This window comes from Polaribacter sargassicola (assembly GCF_021991835.1).
Lineage (GTDB): Bacteria > Bacteroidota > Bacteroidia > Flavobacteriales > Flavobacteriaceae > Polaribacter > Polaribacter sargassicola.
Window position 1 is genome coordinate 551,778 of the sequence record NZ_JAHDAU010000001.1, and the last position, 18,941, is coordinate 570,718.

The 18,941-nt window shown below is 29.2% G+C and carries 18 protein-coding genes and 1 tRNA gene; 15 read left to right on the forward strand and 4 right to left on the reverse strand.

Features of this window, described 5'->3' with window-relative positions:
- The first annotated feature begins 12 nt into the window (after positions 1-12).
- The 4 genes from KI686_RS02450 to KI686_RS02465 all read left to right on the forward strand — a co-directional run bounded on the left by KI686_RS02450 (position 13) and on the right by KI686_RS02465 (position 3,900).
- Complete coding sequence (locus KI686_RS02450) at positions 13-1,659, forward strand: choice-of-anchor J domain-containing protein (protein WP_237587667.1); 1,647 nt, start codon at positions 13-15, stop codon at positions 1,657-1,659.
- 99 nt (positions 1,660-1,758) lie between these two features.
- Positions 1,759-2,184, forward strand: coding sequence for a hypothetical protein (locus tag KI686_RS02455; protein ID WP_237587668.1), 426 nt, complete (start codon positions 1,759-1,761; stop codon positions 2,182-2,184).
- Complete coding sequence (locus tag KI686_RS02460; protein ID WP_237587669.1) at positions 2,184-2,912, forward strand: lysophospholipid acyltransferase family protein; 729 nt, start codon at positions 2,184-2,186, stop codon at positions 2,910-2,912. Before KI686_RS02455 ends, KI686_RS02460 begins: the two co-directional genes overlap by 1 nt.
- Before the next feature lie 7 nt (positions 2,913-2,919).
- Complete coding sequence (locus KI686_RS02465) at positions 2,920-3,900, forward strand: acyl-ACP desaturase (RefSeq protein ID WP_237587670.1); 981 nt, start codon at positions 2,920-2,922, stop codon at positions 3,898-3,900.
- Positions 3,901-4,099: 199 nt separating this feature from the next.
- Here KI686_RS02465 and KI686_RS02470 read toward each other — a convergent pair whose 3' ends face one another.
- Positions 4,100-4,879 carry a nitrilase family protein gene (locus tag KI686_RS02470; protein ID WP_237587671.1) on the reverse strand — a complete coding sequence of 260 codons (780 nt, stop codon included), beginning with the start codon at positions 4,877-4,879 and terminating at the stop codon, positions 4,100-4,102.
- Positions 4,880-4,948: 69 nt separating this feature from the next.
- Between KI686_RS02470 and KI686_RS02475 the strand changes: the two genes are divergently transcribed.
- The 4 genes from KI686_RS02475 to KI686_RS02490 are packed head-to-tail and all read left to right on the forward strand — an operon-like array spanning position 4,949 to position 10,432.
- A complete protein-coding gene (locus KI686_RS02475; protein ID WP_237587672.1) occupies positions 4,949-7,687 on the forward strand; it encodes a PD-(D/E)XK nuclease family protein in 2,739 nt (912 codons plus the stop codon).
- A gap of 45 nt (positions 7,688-7,732) precedes the next feature.
- Positions 7,733-9,067 carry an MATE family efflux transporter gene (locus KI686_RS02480; RefSeq protein WP_237587673.1) on the forward strand — a complete coding sequence of 445 codons (1,335 nt, stop codon included), beginning with the start codon at positions 7,733-7,735 and terminating at the stop codon, positions 9,065-9,067.
- A gap of 29 nt (positions 9,068-9,096) precedes the next feature.
- A complete protein-coding gene (locus tag KI686_RS02485) occupies positions 9,097-9,864 on the forward strand; it encodes an enoyl-CoA hydratase/isomerase family protein (protein WP_237587674.1) in 768 nt (255 codons plus the stop codon).
- Positions 9,865-9,868: 4 nt separating this feature from the next.
- On the forward strand, positions 9,869-10,432 hold the full coding sequence (locus KI686_RS02490) for an MOSC domain-containing protein (protein WP_237587675.1): 564 nt from the start codon (positions 9,869-9,871) through the stop codon (positions 10,430-10,432).
- A gap of 64 nt (positions 10,433-10,496) precedes the next feature.
- Here the strand turns inward: KI686_RS02490 and KI686_RS02495 are convergent, their stop codons facing one another.
- Positions 10,497-11,639: a DNA polymerase III subunit gene (locus tag KI686_RS02495; RefSeq protein WP_237587676.1), complete on the reverse strand. Its 1,143-nt coding sequence runs from the start codon at positions 11,637-11,639 to the stop codon at positions 10,497-10,499.
- 179 nt (positions 11,640-11,818) lie between these two features.
- Between KI686_RS02495 and KI686_RS02500 the strand changes: the two genes are divergently transcribed.
- Both KI686_RS02500 and KI686_RS02505 read left to right on the forward strand, forming a co-directional pair.
- Positions 11,819-13,006, forward strand: a complete 1,188-nt coding sequence (locus tag KI686_RS02500; RefSeq protein ID WP_237587677.1) for a phosphoglycerate kinase — start codon at positions 11,819-11,821, stop codon at positions 13,004-13,006.
- 138 nt (positions 13,007-13,144) lie between these two features.
- A complete protein-coding gene (locus tag KI686_RS02505) occupies positions 13,145-14,185 on the forward strand; it encodes an NADP(H)-dependent aldo-keto reductase (protein ID WP_237587678.1) in 1,041 nt (346 codons plus the stop codon).
- A 94-nt stretch (positions 14,186-14,279) separates the two neighbouring features.
- Here the strand turns inward: KI686_RS02505 and KI686_RS02510 are convergent, their stop codons facing one another.
- Both KI686_RS02510 and KI686_RS02515 read right to left on the reverse strand, forming a co-directional pair.
- Positions 14,280-14,582: a DUF6370 family protein gene (locus tag KI686_RS02510; protein WP_237587679.1), complete on the reverse strand. Its 303-nt coding sequence runs from the start codon at positions 14,580-14,582 to the stop codon at positions 14,280-14,282.
- Positions 14,583-14,602: 20 nt separating this feature from the next.
- The gene (locus KI686_RS02515) at positions 14,603-16,288 is read right to left on the reverse strand and encodes a glutamine--tRNA ligase/YqeY domain fusion protein (protein ID WP_237587680.1); all 1,686 of its coding nucleotides are present in this window, start codon (positions 16,286-16,288) and stop codon (positions 14,603-14,605) included.
- A gap of 110 nt (positions 16,289-16,398) precedes the next feature.
- Between KI686_RS02515 and KI686_RS02520 the strand changes: the two genes are divergently transcribed.
- The 5 genes from KI686_RS02520 (at position 16,399) to KI686_RS02540 (ending at position 18,933) form a co-directional block, all read left to right on the forward strand.
- Positions 16,399-16,614, forward strand: coding sequence for a zinc ribbon domain-containing protein (locus KI686_RS02520; RefSeq protein WP_237587681.1), 216 nt, complete (start codon positions 16,399-16,401; stop codon positions 16,612-16,614).
- Between the two features lie 174 nt (positions 16,615-16,788).
- A complete protein-coding gene (gene folB, locus KI686_RS02525) occupies positions 16,789-17,145 on the forward strand; it encodes a dihydroneopterin aldolase (protein WP_237587682.1) in 357 nt (118 codons plus the stop codon).
- Between the two features lie 10 nt (positions 17,146-17,155).
- Complete coding sequence (locus tag KI686_RS02530) at positions 17,156-17,536, forward strand: VOC family protein (protein WP_237587683.1); 381 nt, start codon at positions 17,156-17,158, stop codon at positions 17,534-17,536.
- A gap of 56 nt (positions 17,537-17,592) precedes the next feature.
- Positions 17,593-17,663, forward strand: a tRNA-Cys gene (locus KI686_RS02535).
- Positions 17,664-18,087: 424 nt separating this feature from the next.
- Entirely contained in the window at positions 18,088-18,933 is an 846-nt protein-coding gene (locus tag KI686_RS02540; protein WP_237587684.1) for an MBL fold metallo-hydrolase, read from the forward strand.
- Positions 18,934-18,941: the final 8 nt, after the last annotated feature.

Sequence of the window (18,941 nt, forward strand, 5' to 3'; positions counted from 1 at the left end):
AAAATTAACAAAATGAAAAAAATATTTTATTCATTAGCAATATTTTCATTGTTATTCACAGCTTGTGAAAACCCAATGGAAGACATTTATGAAGAAATCGATGCAAATCCTTCAGCAATCGTAGGTGACGTAACTTATACGGTTACTGATGAAGATTATGAAGAGTTTGGATTAACATATGGTAGCTTTAACTCAGAAGATGAGGCAAAAGAAATATTTCCTGGTTTTTTAACAGAAAAATATCCTGTATGGGGTAAAGGTTCTTCTGCTTTAATAGAATATAAATTATATATTGGTAATGCACCAGGTATTAGTGATTATACTTATGCAGATGAATATTCTTTAGCAGTTACAGATTACCCTGGAAGCTTAGAAAATGCAGTAGCATTTTATCAAGACGAAAATTCAGCAGATTATATACCAGCTACTTTAGAAGATAACTTTACAACTGCTGAAGAAGGAGATGTAGTTTTAGCTAAATATAGCCAATATGTTGGAGAAACAGAAAACGGAATTACTGAGTTTCACTCAGCAGATTTTGCAGGTGCAGGTACTTTATTAGATTATGAAGCTATTAGTGTTAGTGGAGACCAAACATGGTACGGTACAAACTATGGTGCAAAAGTAACAGGTTATGATGGTGGTACCTTTGAAAACGAAGACTGGTTAATATCACCAGATATCGATTTATCTAGCTTTCCTAACGCTACTTTTCAAACTACACAGATTTTTAACTATGGAGACCCTTCAGGTTTTAGTGTTTTAATTTCAACTGACTATACAGACGATGTTACTACAGCTACTTGGGATGTTATAGAGTTAACTAATGTACCTGATGGAACTAGCTGGGATGAATTTTTATCTGAAGAGTATAGCCTAGCAGCATATAATGGAGAAACTATTAATATAGCCTTTAAATATATTTCTACTGTAGATGATGCAGGAACTTATGAAATTGTAGATGTTTCTTTAAAAGCTTCTGGTGTTGAAGGTGAAACTATGGATGTAGCAGAATTCTATACTTTTGATGGTTCTGCTTGGGAGTTATCTGAAGATGTATACTATTTAAGTGATGCAGATTTCGATTCTATGGGAGAAGGAGATGATCAACCAGGTGAATACAATAACTTTGGTAGTTCTATTTCACCAGATGATTATTTACCAACTTTCTTAAGTATAAAATATCCTTATGCACAAGAAGGAGATGCTTTAGATGTAATCTACAAGTATTACTCTAGTTCATCTGGAGCTCAATTAAGAGGAAACCTTTATACTTTTACTTCTGGTGTTTGGACAGGTTATGAATCTACTATAGAAACTACTTTACAATTAGGACATGACGGTACAACTTGGGTGCCAGATAATACTATTAAATATGAGTTAACAGGTGCAGATTATACTTTAATAGCAGATACTTATAGAGATGTAGCTGGTTATTCTGGTGCAGTTGGTAACTTAGAAAACTATGGTAACATTAGTACTTTTAACTGGGATGAGGATCAAATTGATGCAGCAATAAATACTGTTATCGAGGCTCGTTACCCAGGTTTAGAAGAAGGACAAAAATTTGCAATTACTATTTATGTTTACGATGGGTCTTCTCATAACATAACTATTAATTACATTAAAGAAGAAGGAGTTTACGTAAGAAACGAATAAACTCTCTAATTTATAAAATTCATAAAACCACCTCGATAGAGGTGGTTTTTTTTTATATAAAATTAGTAACTTTACGTTTTTATAAATCAAATTAGTATCATGAAAGATATACATTCGTATTGGGCGTATTTAGTATTAGCTATTTTAATCTTTGCAGTTTTTAATGCTATTACAGGAGTTGTTAAAAAAAAATCATTTACAGATAAAGATTTAAGAATAGGTTTATTTGCTTTAATTGTATCACATATTCAACTATTGTTAGGTTTAGGTTGGTATTTTATGTCGCCTTGGTTTAAAGCTTTAAAAAGTGATGCAGGAGAAGTAATGGCAAACAAAGCAGCAAGATTATTATCTGTAGAACACCCAATAATGATGCTTATTGCCATTGTTTTAATAACAATAGGTTGGTCTAAACATAAAAAGAAAACAGAAGCTATTAATAAGTTTAAAACATTTGCAATCTTTTATGGTATTGCTTTGTTATTAATTCTTTCTAAGATTCCTTGGAGTAACTGGTTTATATAATGAAAATTTTAAGCTACATATTATCACCAATTTTTGCATTAGTTTTTTATTTGCTTTTAATTATTTTTCATCCCATACAATGGATTGGATTAAAATTAGGAGGAGTAAAAGGTCATCAAAAAGTAGTGAATATTATGAACTTTTTTTTGGTTAAAAGTTTATTGATTTTGGGAGTTACTGTGCGTGTAAAAAATGAACAAAATATCCCTAAAAATGTATCAATAATATTTGTTTCTAACCATCAATCAATGTTTGATATACCACCAATTATATGGTATTTTAGAAAACACATACCAAAATTTGTTTCTAAAAAAGAGTTAGGTAAAGGTATACCAAGTATATCTTTTAATTTAAGGCACGGTGGTGCGGCACTAATAGATAGAAAAGACCCAAAACAAGCAATTTCAGAATTGATGAACTTTTCTAAAAATATAAATAAAAACAAGTGGTCTGCAACTATTTTTCCTGAAGGAACAAGAAGCAAAACAGGTAAACCTAAAAGTTTTGCGATAAATGGGTTAAAAGTTTTGACCAAGTTTAATAAAGAAGGATATGTTGTACCTTTAACAATTAATAATTCGTGGAAAGTTTTTAAATATGGTAAATTTCCATTAGGTATAGGTAGTCCTATAACAATTGAAACTCATAAACCAATAAAAATTAACTCTTTACCTTTTAACGAATTGCTAGAGCAAACAGAAAAAGTAATTAAAGAACACATAAAATAGGATAATTATGTCTATATATAACGTAAGAAAAGAAGTAATGTTAACGCTAGAAAAAAGTATGGACCGTTTTATGGAAAAGTACTTAATTCCAGCAGAAAAAATATGGCAGCCTACAGACTTTTTACCAAACTCGCAAAAAGATTCTTTTATTACAGAAGTAGAAGAAATAAGAGAGTTATCTAAAGAATTACACGATGATTTTTGGGTGGTTTTAGTAGGAGATACCATTACAGAAGAAGCTTTGCCAACTTATGAATCTTGGTTGTTAGATTTAGACGGTGTTTCTCAAGATCCAGATAATAGCTGGGCAAAATGGGTAAGAACTTGGACAGCAGAAGAAAATAGACATGGTGATGTTTTAAACAAATACTTATATTTATCTGGGCGTGTTAACATGCGCGAAGTAGAAATATCTACACAACATTTAATTGCAGATGGGTTTGATATTGGTACATCAACAGATCCGTATAAAAACTTTGTTTATACAAGTTTTCAAGAATTAGCAACATACATTTCTCATAACAATGTAGCAAAAATTGCACGTAAAAAAGGACATAAAGCATTGGCTAAAATGTCTAAAATTATTGCAGGTGATGAAATGCGTCATCACCAAGCATATACAGAATTTGTAAGAGAAATATTTAAAATAGATCCTAGTGAAATGATGTTGGCTTTCCAACACATGATGAAATATAAAATTGTAATGCCTGCAATGCATTTAAGAGAATCTTTTAATGAAAAAGGAACCTTATTTGACGATTTTTCTGCGGTTGCCCAAAGAATAGGTGTTTACACAGGTTTCGATTATGTAGATATTTTAAAGAAATTAAATACTGCTTGGGAAATTGATAAAATTACAAATCTAACTCCTGAAGCTGAAAAAGCTAGAGATTATCTAATGAAATTACCAGACAGAATGTATAGAATTACAGAAAGAATTGTAGTGCCAGATACAAAGTTTGAGTTTAAATGGATGATACCAAGTTAGTATTATAAGGTGTTTCTTACTTTCTGCTATGTCTTTTTGTAAAAAAAAAGGATTTTATTTAAAGTATAGCGTATTCAGCATTTCAACAAAAATATTAAAACGGAGTTAAATAAGAATAAACTTATTTACGAGCTTTTAGAAAACGTAAAAAACCTTCAAAGTTTATATTTTGAAGGTTTTTTTGTATTTAAAATTTCAGTTATTCTAAAGTAAAAGCATCTTTATCGTTTAAAAAACCTAACTTTTTTCTCGCTAATTCTTGCTTGGGTTTTTGCAAAATGTTTGTAATTGTACCAACAGAATTATCTTCTATTTTAGAAATTTCATCACCCAAATAATCTATAATTAAAGAGTTTCCAGAATATTCATAATCGTTTATATCTTTACCAGTTCTGTTTACGCCAATAACGTAACTCATATTTTCTATTGCACGCGATTTAAGAAGTATTTCCCAAGCTTTAATCCTTTTTAAAGGCCAATTAGCAACAAAAATTAAAAGATCATAATTTTCTGCATTTCTTGCCCAAACAGGAAAACGTAAATCATAACAAATTAACGGGCAAATTTTCCATCCTTTGTAATTTACAATTAGTTTTTCATTTCCAGAAGTGTATACTTTATCTTCTCCTGCTAAGGTAAACGGATGTTTTTTGTTATAAGTTTCAATCTTGCCAGTTGGATGTACAAAAACCAAACGATTGTAATATTTTTCATTTTCAGAAATAACCAAACTACCACAAATAGCAAAGTCATTTTCTATTGCCTTTTTTCGCATCCAAGAAACCGATTTCCCATCCATATTTTCAGCAACTGTTTTAGGATTCATAGAAAAACCACTTGTAAACATTTCTGGTAATACAACCAAATTAGTCTTTTTGGGTATAGATTTGATTTTTTCTTCAAAAAAAGAAAGATTTTTATCTGGGTTTTCCCAAATTAAATCTGCTTGAATTCCTACAACTTGCAAAGCATCAGACATTAAAATAATTTTAAAATTAAAAGACGTATAAAAGTAAGTTTTTGTAATTTAGAAAACCAAAAAAATGCCATGCAATCTTTTATTTCAGAAACTTTAGATGATATTTTAAAAAATACCAAAACTTTTGAAAATGTAATTTTTATTTTACCTTCTCAAAGATCTAAAGTGTTTGTAAAACAATCTTTTAAAGATAAAATTACTGCAGGTTTTTTACCAGAAATTTTAAATGTAGAACAATTTATAAATCAAGTTTCTAAAGTAGAAAAAGTAGATAGTATTCAGTTATTATTTCATTTTTATACTATTTATAAAAATTTAGAAAAAGACCCAGTTACTTTTGATGTTTTTGCTTCTTGGGCGTTTACGGTAATTCAAGATTTTAATGAAATAGATCAACACTTAATAGATACGCAACAAATTTTTGTGTATTTAAGAGATATTCAGCGATTAAAAAAATGGTCTGTAAAAGGTGAGTTCAAAGAAACTGAATTAATGAAAGATCATCATTCATTTCTAGAAAAATTAAACATTTTTTACAATGCCTTTTATCAATTTTTATTAGAAAAGAATATTGGTTATCAAGGTTTAATTTACAGAGAGTCTTGTAAGAAAATTGATGCTTTTTTAGAAGAAAACTCTAATAAGAAAATCTTTTTTATCGGTTTTAACGCTTTAAATTCTGCAGAAGAGTATTTGTTTCAAAAAGTTTTAGAAACAGGCAATTCAGAAATATATTGGGATATTGATGAAGCTTTTTTTGAAGGCAATCATCAAGCAGGTAAATTTATCAGAAAGTATAAATCGGAATGGAAATACTATGAGAAAAATGACATAAAAATAATAGGAAACTCTTTTAGTCAGCCCAAAAAAATAGAAGTAATCGGAGCCTCTAAAAATACAACACAGATAAAATATGCGGGAGAAATTTTAGAGAATTTTACAGATTTTAAAAATACAGCATTGGTGTTGGCAGATGAAACTTTATTGCCAATAACTTTAAATTCTTTACCATCTAATATTAATGCAATAAATATTACAATGGGTTATCCGTTAAAAGATGTACCTACCACAAGTTTATTGTTTTCAATATTTCAATTGTTTATTTCTCAAGAAAAATTACAAAAAACAACAGTAAACGAATTTTATCATAAAGATGTTATTCGGTTTTTAAAACATCAATCTATTTATAAATTAATACCAGAAATAGATGCTTTTTCAGATGAGGTAGCTAAGCAGAACTTAACATTTATCAGTCAAAGTTATATAGATGCTTTTTCAAAAAATATTGCACCAGAGTTAAAAAGTATTGTTATTTCAATTTTTGATAATTATGTGTCTATAGATCAGTTTATAGATAGAATTTTAAATCTTATAGATCTTTTAAAAGAAGATGTAGCAGATTTAGAAAAAGAATATCTTTTCCGTTATTATACTACATTTACACAGCTTAAAACATTACAAATTGAGTTTAAATACTTTTCTGATTTAAAAACATTATCACTTTTTTTTAGACAATTAGTTGCTGCAGAAAATTTATCATTTCAAGGAGAACCATTAAAAGGTTTGCAGTTAATGGGTATGTTAGAAACACGTGTTTTAGATTTTGAAAACATAGTTTTAGTGTCTACAAACGAAGGGATTTTACCCGCAAGTAGTCAGCAAAACTCCTTTATTCCTTTTGATGTTAAGGTAGAGTTTGGATTACCAACTTATAGAGAAAAAGATGCTATTTTTTCGTATCACTTTTTTAGGTTGATGCAAAGAGCTAAAAATGTATTTATAATTTACAATACAGAGCATGATGTATTTGGTAGAGGAGAAAAAAGTAGGTTTGTTACACAATTAGAAATGATGCGAACCGATATTGTTCAAAAAATTGTGGCTCCAAAAATAGTATCTCATAACAATGAATTAAAAAAAATTAAGAAAAATGATTCTGTTTTTAATTTATTAAAAGAATTGGCACAAAAAGGGATTTCTCCTTCTGCTCTAACAAATTATTTATACAACCCTATTGCTTTTTACAAACAAAAAATATTAAAATTAAAAGAGTTTGAAGATGTAGAAGAAACAGTTGCCTATAATACTTTGGGTACTGTTGTGCACGAAACTTTAGATAAGTTGTACAAACCTTTTGAAGGTAAGTTTTTAACTGTAAAAAATGTAGAAACAATGCAAAAGTTATCTAAAGACTTGGTTGTTTATCATTTTAAAGAAGAGTTTAAAAACGGAGATATTTCTAGTGGTAGAAATCGTTTAATTTTTGAAGTAGCAAATAGATTTATAAATAATTTTTTGAGTCAAGAAAAAGACTTACTAAAGGATAAAAAAAATCAACTAAAAATAATTTCTACAGAAGAAAATTTGGCAACTCAGATAGAAATTGAAGGAATGGATTTTCCTATTAAAATTCACGGACAAGTAGATAGAGTTGATGAATTAAATGGTGTTTTAAGAATTATAGATTATAAAACCGGAATGGTTAGCAGTGCTAATTTAAAAGTACCAGATTTTATAAGCTTAAGAGAAGAAAAACATCACAAAGCTATACAGGTTTTATTGTATGCGTATTTGTATACAAAAAGCAAAAAGTTTAATTTTTCTAAACCATTACAAGGCGGAATCTATTCTTTTAAAAATTTAAATGGTGGTTTTTTATCAGTCAATTTTTCATCAAATTATAGAAAACCAGATGTAGAGATTACAGAAGAAAAGTTAGAAGAATTTATAACAGAAATTAAAACTTACATTAAAGAAATTTATAATCTAGAAGAAGACTTTGTAGAACCTGCAGATTTAAAATATTAAAGGTTTTATTATTTTAGTAAAGTACCTTTGTAAAAAAACATTTTTTTGAGTAAAGATATTAGTTTTAAAAAGATAAATAAACTGGCGATACCGGCTTTAATTGCAGGTATTGCAGAACCATTATTGTCTATAACAGACACAGCAATTATTGGTAATATTGATGTAAATGCAACAGAAAGTTTAGCTGCTGTTGGTATTGTTGGTGCATTTATATCTATGTTAATTTGGGTGTTTGGCCAAGTTAGAAGCGCAATTTCTTCAATTATATCACAATATGTAGGAGCCGATAAATTAGATAAAGTTAAATCTTTACCAGCACAATCTATTGCTATTGTAGTTTTAGCAAGTTTGGTAGTCTTAACAATTTCATATCCATTTTCTAAACAGATTTTTCAGTTTTATAATGCATCAGGTGTAGTTTTAGAATATTGTATTACTTATTTTAAAATAAGAATTTTTGGTTTTCCATTTTCACTTTTTGTATTTGCTATTTTTGGTACTTTTAGAGGCTTACAAAACACTTATTATCCTATGGTAATTGCTATAATTGGTGCTTTGTTAAATGTTGTTTTAGACCTTGCTCTAGTTTACGGCGTAGATGGTTTTATACCTGCAATGAATATAAAAGGGGCAGCTTACGCAAGTGTAATTGCACAAATTACAATGGCTATTATTTCTGTAATTCTATTAATGAAAAAAACTACGATTTCTTTAAAAGTAAAATTTCCTTTTCATGAAGAAATTCCGCGTTTATTAGGTATGATTGGTAATCTTTTTTTAAGAACAATAGCTTTAAATACAGCCTTGTACTTTGCAACATCATATGCTACAGATTACGGAAAAGAATATATTGCCGCATATACAATAGGTATTAATCTTTGGTTGTTAGGTGCTTTTATGATTGATGGTTACTCTAGCGCTGGTAATATTTTATCCGGCAGATTTTTAGGTGCAAAAGACTATAAATCTCTAGTAGAATTAAGTAATAAACTGTTTAAATATGGATTAATAACAGGAATAATTATTGCAATTTTTGGAGCAATTTTTTATAATTTTATAGGACAGATTTTTACAAAAGATACAGCTGTTTTAGAGCAATTTTATCATGTTTTTTGGATTGTTTTAATAACGCAACCTATAAATGCTATTACCTTTATTTTTGATGGAATGTTTAAAGGAATGGGAGAAATGAAATATTTAAGAAACCTTTTAATTCTTTCTACAGGTTTGGTTTTTATACCAACTTTATTAGTATTTGATTATTATAATTTAAAACTAACAGCAATTTGGATTGCTTTTGCATTTTGGATGATTGCAAGAGGTTTGCCTTTAATTATTAAGTTTAGAAAGAAATTTTTGCCACTTGTAAATTATAATTAAACCGTATTTTTACTAAAAATTCATTTTTTATGACCACAGATAGACAAAACGGAAGTTTATATACCAAAATTCAAAACAAAATTGCAACAATAGAGTTCGGTCATCTGGCAAGTAATTCTTTTCCTGGTCAATTGTTAGAAAGATTGGCTAAAGAATTTATTTCTGTTGGTAAAAACAATGAAGTTTCTGTAATTATTTTAAAATCTGAAGGAGAAAAAGCATTTTGTGCAGGTGCTTCTTTTGATGAATTAGTTGCAATTACAAATCTAGAAGATGGCAAACAATTTTTTTCTGGTTTTGCAAATGTAATTAATGCAATGAGAACTTGCGGAAAATTAATAATTGGTAGAGTACAAGGTAAAACTGTTGGTGGTGGCGTTGGTTTATCTGCTGCTTGTGATTATGTTTTGGCAACAGAAAATGCAGCCATTAAATTATCTGAATTTACCATTGGTATTGGTCCTTTTGTTATAGAACCTGCCGTAACTCGTAAAATAGGAATTGCAGCAACATCAGAATTAACTTTAGATGCAACAAGTTGGAAAAATGCTTATTGGGCAAAAGAAAAAGGTTTGTATGCACGTGTTTTTGAAAACATAAATGAATTGGATAAAGAAGTAGAAATCTTATCAGAAAAATTGGCAAGTTACAATCCAGCTGCTTTATCAGAAATGAAAAAAGTTTTATGGAAAGGAACCGAAAATTGGAAAGATTTATTAGCCGAAAGAGCTGCTATTTCTGGAGAGTTGGTGTTGTCTGATTTTACAAAAAAAGCTTTATCAAAATTTAAAAAATAAATCAATGAAAATTGTTTCTACAAATATCGGAGAACGTCAAGAAATTAATTGGAAAGGAAAACTAGTAACTACAGGTATTTTTAAATATTCTGTAGATAAACCTATTTTTTTAGATAAAGAAGATGTAAAAGATGATGCTGTTTGTGATAGAAAACATCACGGAGGAATTTTACAAGCAGTTTACGGATATTCTTTAAAACATTATGATTATTGGCAAAAATTATATCCGGATTTAGAATTCGAAAACGGAATTTTTGGTGAAAATTTAACTATTGATGATTTAGACGAAACTAAAATTCATCAAGGAGATACTTTTAAAGTAGGAGAAACAATTATAGAAGCAACAGTGCAAAGAAATCCGTGTATGAAATTAGGAATTCGTTTTAATGATATGAAAATTGTAAAACAATTTTGGAATACTACTTTTTGTGGCGTCTATTTTAAAGTGATAAAAACCGGATTGGTAAAAGCCGGTGATGTTTTTGAACAAATTAAATCTTGTCCAGAAAATCCTACAATTGCAGATTTATATGTTGCTAAAAGAGTTGCAAAAAGTACTAAGTCTTAAAATAAATTAATAAACACTGGTTTAATATCTAAAAGTGTTTTTTAAGAGGAATAAGTTACAGAGGTTAAACCTTATCTTCTTTTTTATGTAAAAAACGAGTTAATTTCATAGAAAGATCTAACAAAATAATTTTTGCGTTTCCGTTTCTTTCAATATGATATATGGCATCATTTAACTCTTTTTCTATTTCTAAAATATTACCAGCATGTACAAAAGGGGCAAATTTAGAAAGTTGAAATCCGGTTTTAGTTTCCATAAAAACCAAATTCTCAGATTTGTAATTTAGCAACATTGCTTGTCTAAAAAATTGCAAACAATAATCTAAAAAACGTTTTTGCGTTTCTCGGCCTGTTTTAGCAATCGTATCAGACCATTCTATCAATTGCTGTACAACAGCTGCATTTCCTCTGGCTTTAAAAGCGGTTCTTACCCAAGCAACAAACCATTCTTCAAAAACCAAATCAGAAGAATCATTATGCAATAAATGCAAGGCTTTATTAAAATTACCTTCTGCTTGATGCGCAATTTTTGCTGCATCATTATCCGAAACTTGATGGTCTACTATTAATGTATTGCTAATATCTTGTTCGCTTAAATTAGGAAAATGTAAGGCCTGACAACGAGATTTTATTGTGTTAATAATTTGCTCTTCGTTTTCTGTAACTAGAATAAAAACTGTTTTTTCCGGTGGTTCTTCAATCAGTTTTAGTAATTTATTGGCAGCAGAAATATTCATTTTTTCTGCCATCCAAATAATCATCACTTTAAAACCACCTTCATAACTTTTAAGTTGTAGCTTTTTTACAACATCTTCTGCTTCATCAACACCAATAATTCCCTGTTTATTTTCTACGCCAATGTGTTGTAGCCAATTAAACAGACTTCCGTAGGGTTGTGTTGCAATAAATTTTCGCCAATCTTCTAAAAATAAACTACTAATAGGGTGCTTTTTAACGTTATCATTAGTAGTAACAGGAAAAGCAAAATGTAAATCTGGATGTTGAAGTTTATCGCATTTTATGTTACAAACATCTGCATTATCAGAAAAATTACACAACAAAAATTGAGCATAAGCAATAGCCATTGGTAAGGTTCCGCTACCTTCTTTACCTACAAATAATTGTGCGTGCGGTATCCTGCCGTTTTCCGCAGATATTTTTAGGTGTTTTTTAATATGTTCTTGACCGATAATTTGGTTGAAAAGCATAGGCAAATATAAAATTTGTTTGTCATTAATGCATCAATTTAGCAAATCAATCTTTAAGGTTACGTAAATCATTTAAATAGTAGTTTTTATCTTCGAAAACGTTGTATTAGATTTAATAATTATAGGCTTAAAAAGAGTAAATAAATCGGTATTTTTGTTAAAAATAGATTTAATAAAAGATGAAAACACTAAAAGATTTTAACTTTAAGAATAAGAAAGCATTAATTCGTGTAGATTTTAATGTGCCTTTAAATGATAAGTTTGAAGTAACTGATGCTACAAGAATTCAAGCGGCAAAATCTACAATTATAGATATTTTAGAGCAAGAAGGTAGCTGTATTTTAATGTCTCATTTAGGTAGACCAAAAGGGTTTCAAGATGAGTTTTCTTTAGGTCATATTGTAGAAAAAGCAACAGAAATATTAGGTGTTAAAGTAAAATTTGTTGCAGATTGTATTGGTGATAAAGTAGAGGAAGCTGTTGCAAATTTAGAATCTGGAGAAATCTTATTATTAGAAAACTTACGTTTTTACGAAGAAGAGAAAAAAGGAGATGTTGCTTTTGCAGAAAAATTATCAAAATTTGGTGATGTTTATGTAAATGATGCTTTTGGTACAGCACATAGAGCACATGCATCAACAACAATTATTGCTCAGTTTTTTGAAGACAATAAATGTTTTGGAAACTTATTAGCAAGAGAAATAGAAAGCATAGATAAAGTTTTAAATAATTCTGAAAAACCAGTTTTGGCAATTTTAGGAGGTGCTAAAGTTTCTTCTAAAATTACAGTTATAGAAAATATTTTAGACAAAGTAGATCATTTAATTATTGGTGGTGGAATGAGTTTTACTTTTGTTAAAGCAAAAGGAGGAGATGTTGGTGATTCTATTTGCGAAGATGATAAAATGGATTTAGCTTTAGATATTTTAAAACAAGCAAAAGAAAAAGGTGTAGAGGTTCATATACCAGTTGATGTAATTGCTGCGGATGATTTTTCTAACACAGCAAACACACAGGTTTTAGATATTACTAAAATTCCTGATGGATGGCAAGGTTTAGATGCTGGACATAAATCTAGAGAGATTTTTGATGATGTAGTAAATAAATGTAAAACTATTTTATGGAACGGACCTTTAGGTGTTTTTGAAATGGAAACTTTTGCAGAAGGTACAATTGCATTAGGAAACTCTATTGATACTGCAACTAAAAACGGAGCATTTTCTTTAGTTGGTGGTGGAGATTCTGTTGCTGCAGTTAAACAATTTGGTTTTGCAGACAAAGTAAGTTATGTTTCTACAGGTGGTGGAGCAATGTTAGAAATGTTAGAAGGTAAAACGTTGCCAGGTATTGATGCTATATTAAAATAAAATTCTTAATAATTTTTTTAACAAGCGTGTAATTTTATAAAATTACACGCTTGTTGTCTTTTAGAATAATAAACTATATTTTAGTTGTTAGTTTTTTAAAGTTTTACGATTAAATAAAGGTACAAACAAATACAATAAATGAAATACACAACATTACCAAATACAGATATAAAAGTTAGTAAAATTTGTTTAGGAACCATGACATGGGGAAACCAAAATACTCAAGAGGAAGCTTTTGAACAAATGGATTATGCTTTAGAACAAGGTGTTAATTTTTTTGATGCGGCAGAATTATATCCTGTACCAGCAAATGCAGAAACGTATGGTGCAACAGAAAAAATAATAGGTAATTGGTTTAAAAAAACAGGAAATAGAGAAAAGGTTGTTTTAGCATCAAAAATAGCAGGAGGCGGAGATTATACTGCTCATATTAGAAAAGATGGTTTTAGCAAAAGAGCTATTAAAGAAGCTATTGAAGGTAGTTTAAACAGATTGCAAACAGATTATATAGATTTGTATCAATTACATTGGCCATCTCGTGGGGTAAATTGTTTTGGTACAAGAGAGTATCCTTTTAAAACAGCAACAAAAGAAGCAGAGAATCATTTAGAAATTTTAGAAACTTTAAATGAATTTGTAAAGTCAGGTGTAATTAGACAAATAGGTTTGTCTAATGAAACTCCGTGGGGAACGATGAAGTACTTAGAAACTTCCGAAAAAAATAATTTACCAAGACCTGTTACTGTTCAAAATTCATTTTCTATGATTCATAGATCTTATGAATACGGAATGAGTGAAGTTTCTTTAAGAGAAGATATTGGTTTGTTAGCATATTCTCCTTTAGCACAAGGTGTTTTGTCTGGTAAGTATTTAGGTGGTAATTTACCAGAAGGAGCTAGAGGAACTTTGTTTCCGCGTTTTATAGCGCGTTATACTGGTGATGGATCTGTAAAAGCAGTAAAAAAATATAATGAAATTGCAAAAAAGCACGGATTAACATTGGCAGAAATGTCTTTAGCATTTATCAATCAATTGCCATTTGTAACTAGTAATATTATTGGAGCAACAAAAATGAATCAATTAAAAGAAAATATCAATTCTATTAATATTGATTTGTCTGATGAAATTTTGCAAGAAATAGAAGCAATTCATGCAGCAATACCAAACCCTGCACCATAATCATAATAGATAATAAAAAGATAAAAAAAAATCCGAAGTAATAATTTACTTCGGATTTTTTTTATGATTTATAATTGAGTAGAAATAATAAGTTTTATTCAATTAATTTAATTGTATTCGCTTTAAATCTTCCATTTTCTATAGCACCAGCAATTTCTGCTTTTCTAACTACCTCACAAAAACCTGTGTGTTTGTTGTGTGCATCTCCAAAATCATCTATGCCAAATCCGTCTACAAAATAAGCTTTTTCATCAACACGAATAGCCAAGCTACAGCCTTTTTCAGAATCTAAACCAAACTGACATTGACCGCAAGAAATATCAGTAACTTGGTTTATTTCTTTTTTGTTGCTGCAAGAAGCAAATATTAATAAACTTAAAACAATTAATTTTCTCATTCTTTTTTAGAATAATATTTTTATTTGTTAGACCAAGAATCTCTTAATCCAACAGTTTTGTTAAAAACTAAATGTTCTGCAGTAGAATCATCATCAACATTAAAATACCCTAAACGTTGAAACTGAAAACGCTCTCCAATTTCTGCGGTTTGTAAACTTGGCTCTAAATAAGCTTCTATAATTTCTAAAGAATTAGGGTTTATAAAATCCATATAATCTTTGTCTTTATGTGCGTCTGGCGCTTCATCTAAAAACAATCTATCATAAGCTCTTACCTCTGCTTTTACAGCATGTTTTACAGAAACCCAATGCAAAGTACCTTTTACTTTACGTTTGCTTTCTTCTGTTCCGCTACCAGATTTTGTTAACGGATCGTAAGTACACTGAATTTCAGTGATATTTCCATCTGCATCTTTTGTACAGCTATTTGCAGTAATAAAATATGCGTTTTTTAAACGAACTTCTTTACCTAATTTTAAACGGAAAAATTTCTTATTTGCTTCTTCTCTAAAGTCTTCTCTTTCTATATAAATTTCTCTAGAAAAAGGAACTTGTCTGCTACCAAAACCTTCTTCATAATCGTTATAACTAGCGTCTAACATTTCTTCTTCTCCTTCTGGATAGTTGGTAATTACTACTTTTACCGGATCTAAAACAGCCATAACTCTTTTAGCTGTGTTATTTAAATCTTCACGAATTTTAAATTCTAAAAGAGCAACATCAATAATATTTTCACGTTTAGAAACTCCAACAGTTTCTACAAAACTTCTAATAGCAGCAGGTGTATAACCACGTCTTCTTAAACCAGAAATTGTAGGCATTCTTGGATCATCCCAGCCAGCAACAATTTTTTCTTCTACCAATTTAAGCAACTTACGTTTACTCATTATGGTATAACTTAAGTTTAAACGAGAAAACTCACGTTGTTTAGGAGGAAGAGGATAATCAGATTTACTAAAATCATACACATTATCACGAAACCAATTGTACAATTCTCTATGAGGTTTAAACTCTAAAGAACATAAAGAATGCGAAATTTGTTCAATATAATCACTCTCACCATGCGTCCAATCATACATTGGGTAAATACACCAATCTGTACCAGTTCTGTGATGCGATTTGTACATAATTCTGTACATTAAAGGATCTCTCATTAACATATTTGGAGATGTCATGTCTATTTTAGCACGTAAAGTATGTTCTCCTTCTTTAAATTTTCCGTCTTTCATTCCTTGAAATAACTCCAAGTTTTCTTCTACAGATCTATCCCTATAAGGGCTATTAGTACCAGCTTCTGTTGGTGTACCTTTTTGTACACGCATTTCTTCAGATGTTTGAGAATCTACATATGCTTTTCCGTCTTTTATCAACAAAACAGCCCAATCATATAATTGCTGAAAATAATCTGAAGAATAACATTCGTTTGCCCATTGGTAACCCAACCAAGAAATATCTTCTTTAATTGCATCTACATATTCCTGCTCTTCTTTAGCAGGGTTTGTATCATCAAAACGTAAATTAACAGGCGCGTTGTAATGTAACCCTAAACCAAAACTAATACCTATTGCTTTGGTGTGCCCAATGTGTAAATAACCATTAGGTTCTGGCGGAAAACGAAAACGTAAATTTTCTTTTGGCATTCCATTAGCCAAATCTTCTTCAATAATTTGCTCTAAAAAATTGAGCGATTTCTTTTCTTCAGACATAAGTTTATACGAAAAATTTAAGCAACAAAATTACATAAAATACTTTATAGCACTTAAATCTTTGTAACAAAATCGATAAAATAGCTTCTAATCTATAAATACTATAAACTATGAGCAGCCAAATACAAAATTATAAATGTCCTAAATGCAATAATAGAAGCTATACAGTAGATCAAATGAGAGCTACAGGAGGAACTTTTTCCAAGATTTTTGATATTCAAAACAAAAAATTTACAAGTGTAACCTGCAATCGTTGTACCTATACAGAGTTTTACAAAACCAAAACAAGTGCAATAAGTAACGTTTTCGACTTTTTTACCAATTAATTTTTTTGGGTGTTACTTTATCTAGAAGGCATTCTAGATTAAAGTCGTGCTTTACACTATATCTTTTTCTTCGTACCTCATAAAAAGGATGCCGTTGCAATCACTAACACAACATTTAGAAAGTAAACAGAAAATCCGTTAATAAAACTATATTTGTTTTTTTTAAAAGAAATAATGGGAATCATACAAGTAAACAATATAAAACTCTTTGCAAACCATGGATGCTTAGAAGAAGAAGCAAAAATAGGATCTGAATACAGAGTAGATGTAGAAGTAAAGGCAGACTTAAAAAGATCTTCTAGAACAGATAAATTAGCAGACACGGTAGATTATGTGCATTTAAATCATATAGTTAAAGAAGAAATGGCAATTAGATCAGAATTGTTAGAAGAAGTAGCACAACGTATTTTAGATCGTTTTTTTAGAGAAATAAGAATGATAAGAAGAGCTACTGTTTCTGTTGCAAAAATAAATCCACCAATTGGTGGTAACGTAGCAGAAGTTGCAATAATTCTTACAAAAAAAAGGTAGTTTTATTCTTATGAATCTGAATCAAATAACGGTTCCTTCTTTAGATTTAAGTAAATCTGTGTTGTTTTATCAAAAATTAGGATTAGAGTTAATTGTAAATGCTTTGCCTAATTATGCAAGATTTGTTTGCCCAGATGGTAACTCAACATTTTCTATTCATAAAGTAGAAAAATTGCCAAAAGGAGAAGGTGTTTATGTGTATTTTGAATGTGAAGATTTAGATAATAAGGTAAAAGAGTTAAAACAAAAAGGAATTTATTTTGATGAAATGCCTTCTGATAAAAGTTGGTTGTGGAGAGAAGCAAGGTTAAAAGATATAGACGGAAATCAATTAATTCTTTTTTTTGGTGGCAAAAACAGAGTAAATCCACCTTGGAAAATCAAAAATTAAAAAAAGACTTGCAGAAAGTATAAATTTACGTAAATTTGCAGTCCGAAATAATAAAAGGTGTCTTGGCCGAGTGGCTAGGCAATGGTTTGCAAAACCATGTACAGCGGTTCGAATCCGCTAGACACCTCAATAAAAAACCTCAATCTTAAAAGATTGAGGTTTTTTGTTTTCTTATAATTTAATTACAATAAAAGTAAACCTTTATATTTTTTAAAAGAGCATGTAAGTAAATTTTACAGAGTGTTTTTAATTCTGTTTAATTAAAAATTAAAACGGAACAAATAAATAAAATTGTAAACTTATATGTAATGGAAAAATCAAGTAAATTCTATGAAAAATGATAGCAGAAGATAATTTTCACTTTTGTAAAAATTTAAAAAATTAGTGCTTATTTATTAAATGTTTTTATAGTTTTACTAAAACCTTTAGTTTTTTCTTAACAAAAAATCATCTTAATTTTTTCATATTTGTTTTCTGTATCCTATATAAAAAGTATTGTTAAGGTATTGAGTTATATTTGTTATTTTATAGATAATTTTAATTGATTCTGAATGAAAATATATTCAATAGAAACAGGTAATTTTAAATTAGATGGAGGAGCCATGTTTGGTGTTGTACCCAAAACTATTTGGCAAAAAACCAACCCTGCAGATTCTAATAATTTAATTGATATGAGTATGCGAAGCATACTTATAGAAGATGGAGATCGTTTAATTCTTGTAGACACCGGTTTGGGTGCAAAACAATCAAATAAGTTTTTTAGTTATTATTATCTTTTTGGAGATTTTTCTTTAGATCTTTCATTAAAAAAACATGGTTTTCATAGAGATGATATTACCGATGTTTTTTTAACCCATTTACATTTTGATCATTGTGGAGGAGCTATAGAATGGAATGCAGATAAAACGATATTGCAACCCGCTTTTAAAAATGCTAAATTTTGGTCTAACAAAGAGCATTGGCAATGGGCAACAGAACCTAATCCAAGAGAAAAAGCATCATTCTTAAAAGAAAATATTAACCCAATAAAAGAAAGCGGTCAATTAAATTTTATAAATGATAATTACAAAGATCAAATAGGTTTTGATGTTTTATTTATGGACGGTCATACAGAAAAACAAATGTTACCAAAATTAACATATCAAGATAAAACAATTGTTTTTATGGCAGATTTATTACCAACAATTGGGCATATTCCACTGCCATATGTAATGGGTTATGATACTAGACCATTATTAACAATAAACGAAAAAGCAGCTTTTTTAAAAGAGGCTGCAGATAAAGAATATTTCCTTTTTTTAGAGCATGATGCTTATAATGAAGTTTGTACAGTAAAACATACAGAAAAAGGAGTTAGATTAAAGAGTACACATAAATTTATAGATATATTTAATTAATATAAAAG

What these genes read in the sequence shown, in the direction of transcription:
- KI686_RS02485 (WP_237587674.1), top strand. Translation starts at nt 9,097, where the DNA reads ATGACCACAGATAGACAAAACGGAAGTTTATATACCAAAATTCAAAAC.
- KI686_RS02465 (WP_237587670.1), top strand. Translation starts at nt 2,920, where the DNA reads ATGTCTATATATAACGTAAGAAAAGAAGTAATGTTAACGCTAGAAAAA.
- KI686_RS02510 (WP_237587679.1), bottom strand. Translation starts at nt 14,582, where the DNA reads ATGAGAAAATTAATTGTTTTAAGTTTATTAATATTTGCTTCTTGCAGC.
- KI686_RS02470 (WP_237587671.1), bottom strand. Translation starts at nt 4,879, where the DNA reads ATGTCTGATGCTTTGCAAGTTGTAGGAATTCAAGCAGATTTAATTTGG.
- KI686_RS02520 (WP_237587681.1), top strand. Translation starts at nt 16,399, where the DNA reads ATGAGCAGCCAAATACAAAATTATAAATGTCCTAAATGCAATAATAGA.
- KI686_RS02495 (WP_237587676.1), bottom strand. Translation starts at nt 11,639, where the DNA reads ATGCTTTTCAACCAAATTATCGGTCAAGAACATATTAAAAAACACCTA.
- KI686_RS02515 (WP_237587680.1), bottom strand. Translation starts at nt 16,288, where the DNA reads ATGTCTGAAGAAAAGAAATCGCTCAATTTTTTAGAGCAAATTATTGAA.
- KI686_RS02490 (WP_237587675.1), top strand. Translation starts at nt 9,869, where the DNA reads ATGAAAATTGTTTCTACAAATATCGGAGAACGTCAAGAAATTAATTGG.
- KI686_RS02540 (WP_237587684.1), top strand. Translation starts at nt 18,088, where the DNA reads ATGAAAATATATTCAATAGAAACAGGTAATTTTAAATTAGATGGAGGA.
- KI686_RS02450 (WP_237587667.1), top strand. Translation starts at nt 13, where the DNA reads ATGAAAAAAATATTTTATTCATTAGCAATATTTTCATTGTTATTCACA.
- KI686_RS02475 (WP_237587672.1), top strand. Translation starts at nt 4,949, where the DNA reads ATGCAATCTTTTATTTCAGAAACTTTAGATGATATTTTAAAAAATACC.
- folB (WP_237587682.1), top strand. Translation starts at nt 16,789, where the DNA reads ATGGGAATCATACAAGTAAACAATATAAAACTCTTTGCAAACCATGGA.
- KI686_RS02505 (WP_237587678.1), top strand. Translation starts at nt 13,145, where the DNA reads ATGAAATACACAACATTACCAAATACAGATATAAAAGTTAGTAAAATT.
- KI686_RS02455 (WP_237587668.1), top strand. Translation starts at nt 1,759, where the DNA reads ATGAAAGATATACATTCGTATTGGGCGTATTTAGTATTAGCTATTTTA.
- KI686_RS02460 (WP_237587669.1), top strand. Translation starts at nt 2,184, where the DNA reads ATGAAAATTTTAAGCTACATATTATCACCAATTTTTGCATTAGTTTTT.
- KI686_RS02500 (WP_237587677.1), top strand. Translation starts at nt 11,819, where the DNA reads ATGAAAACACTAAAAGATTTTAACTTTAAGAATAAGAAAGCATTAATT.
- KI686_RS02530 (WP_237587683.1), top strand. Translation starts at nt 17,156, where the DNA reads ATGAATCTGAATCAAATAACGGTTCCTTCTTTAGATTTAAGTAAATCT.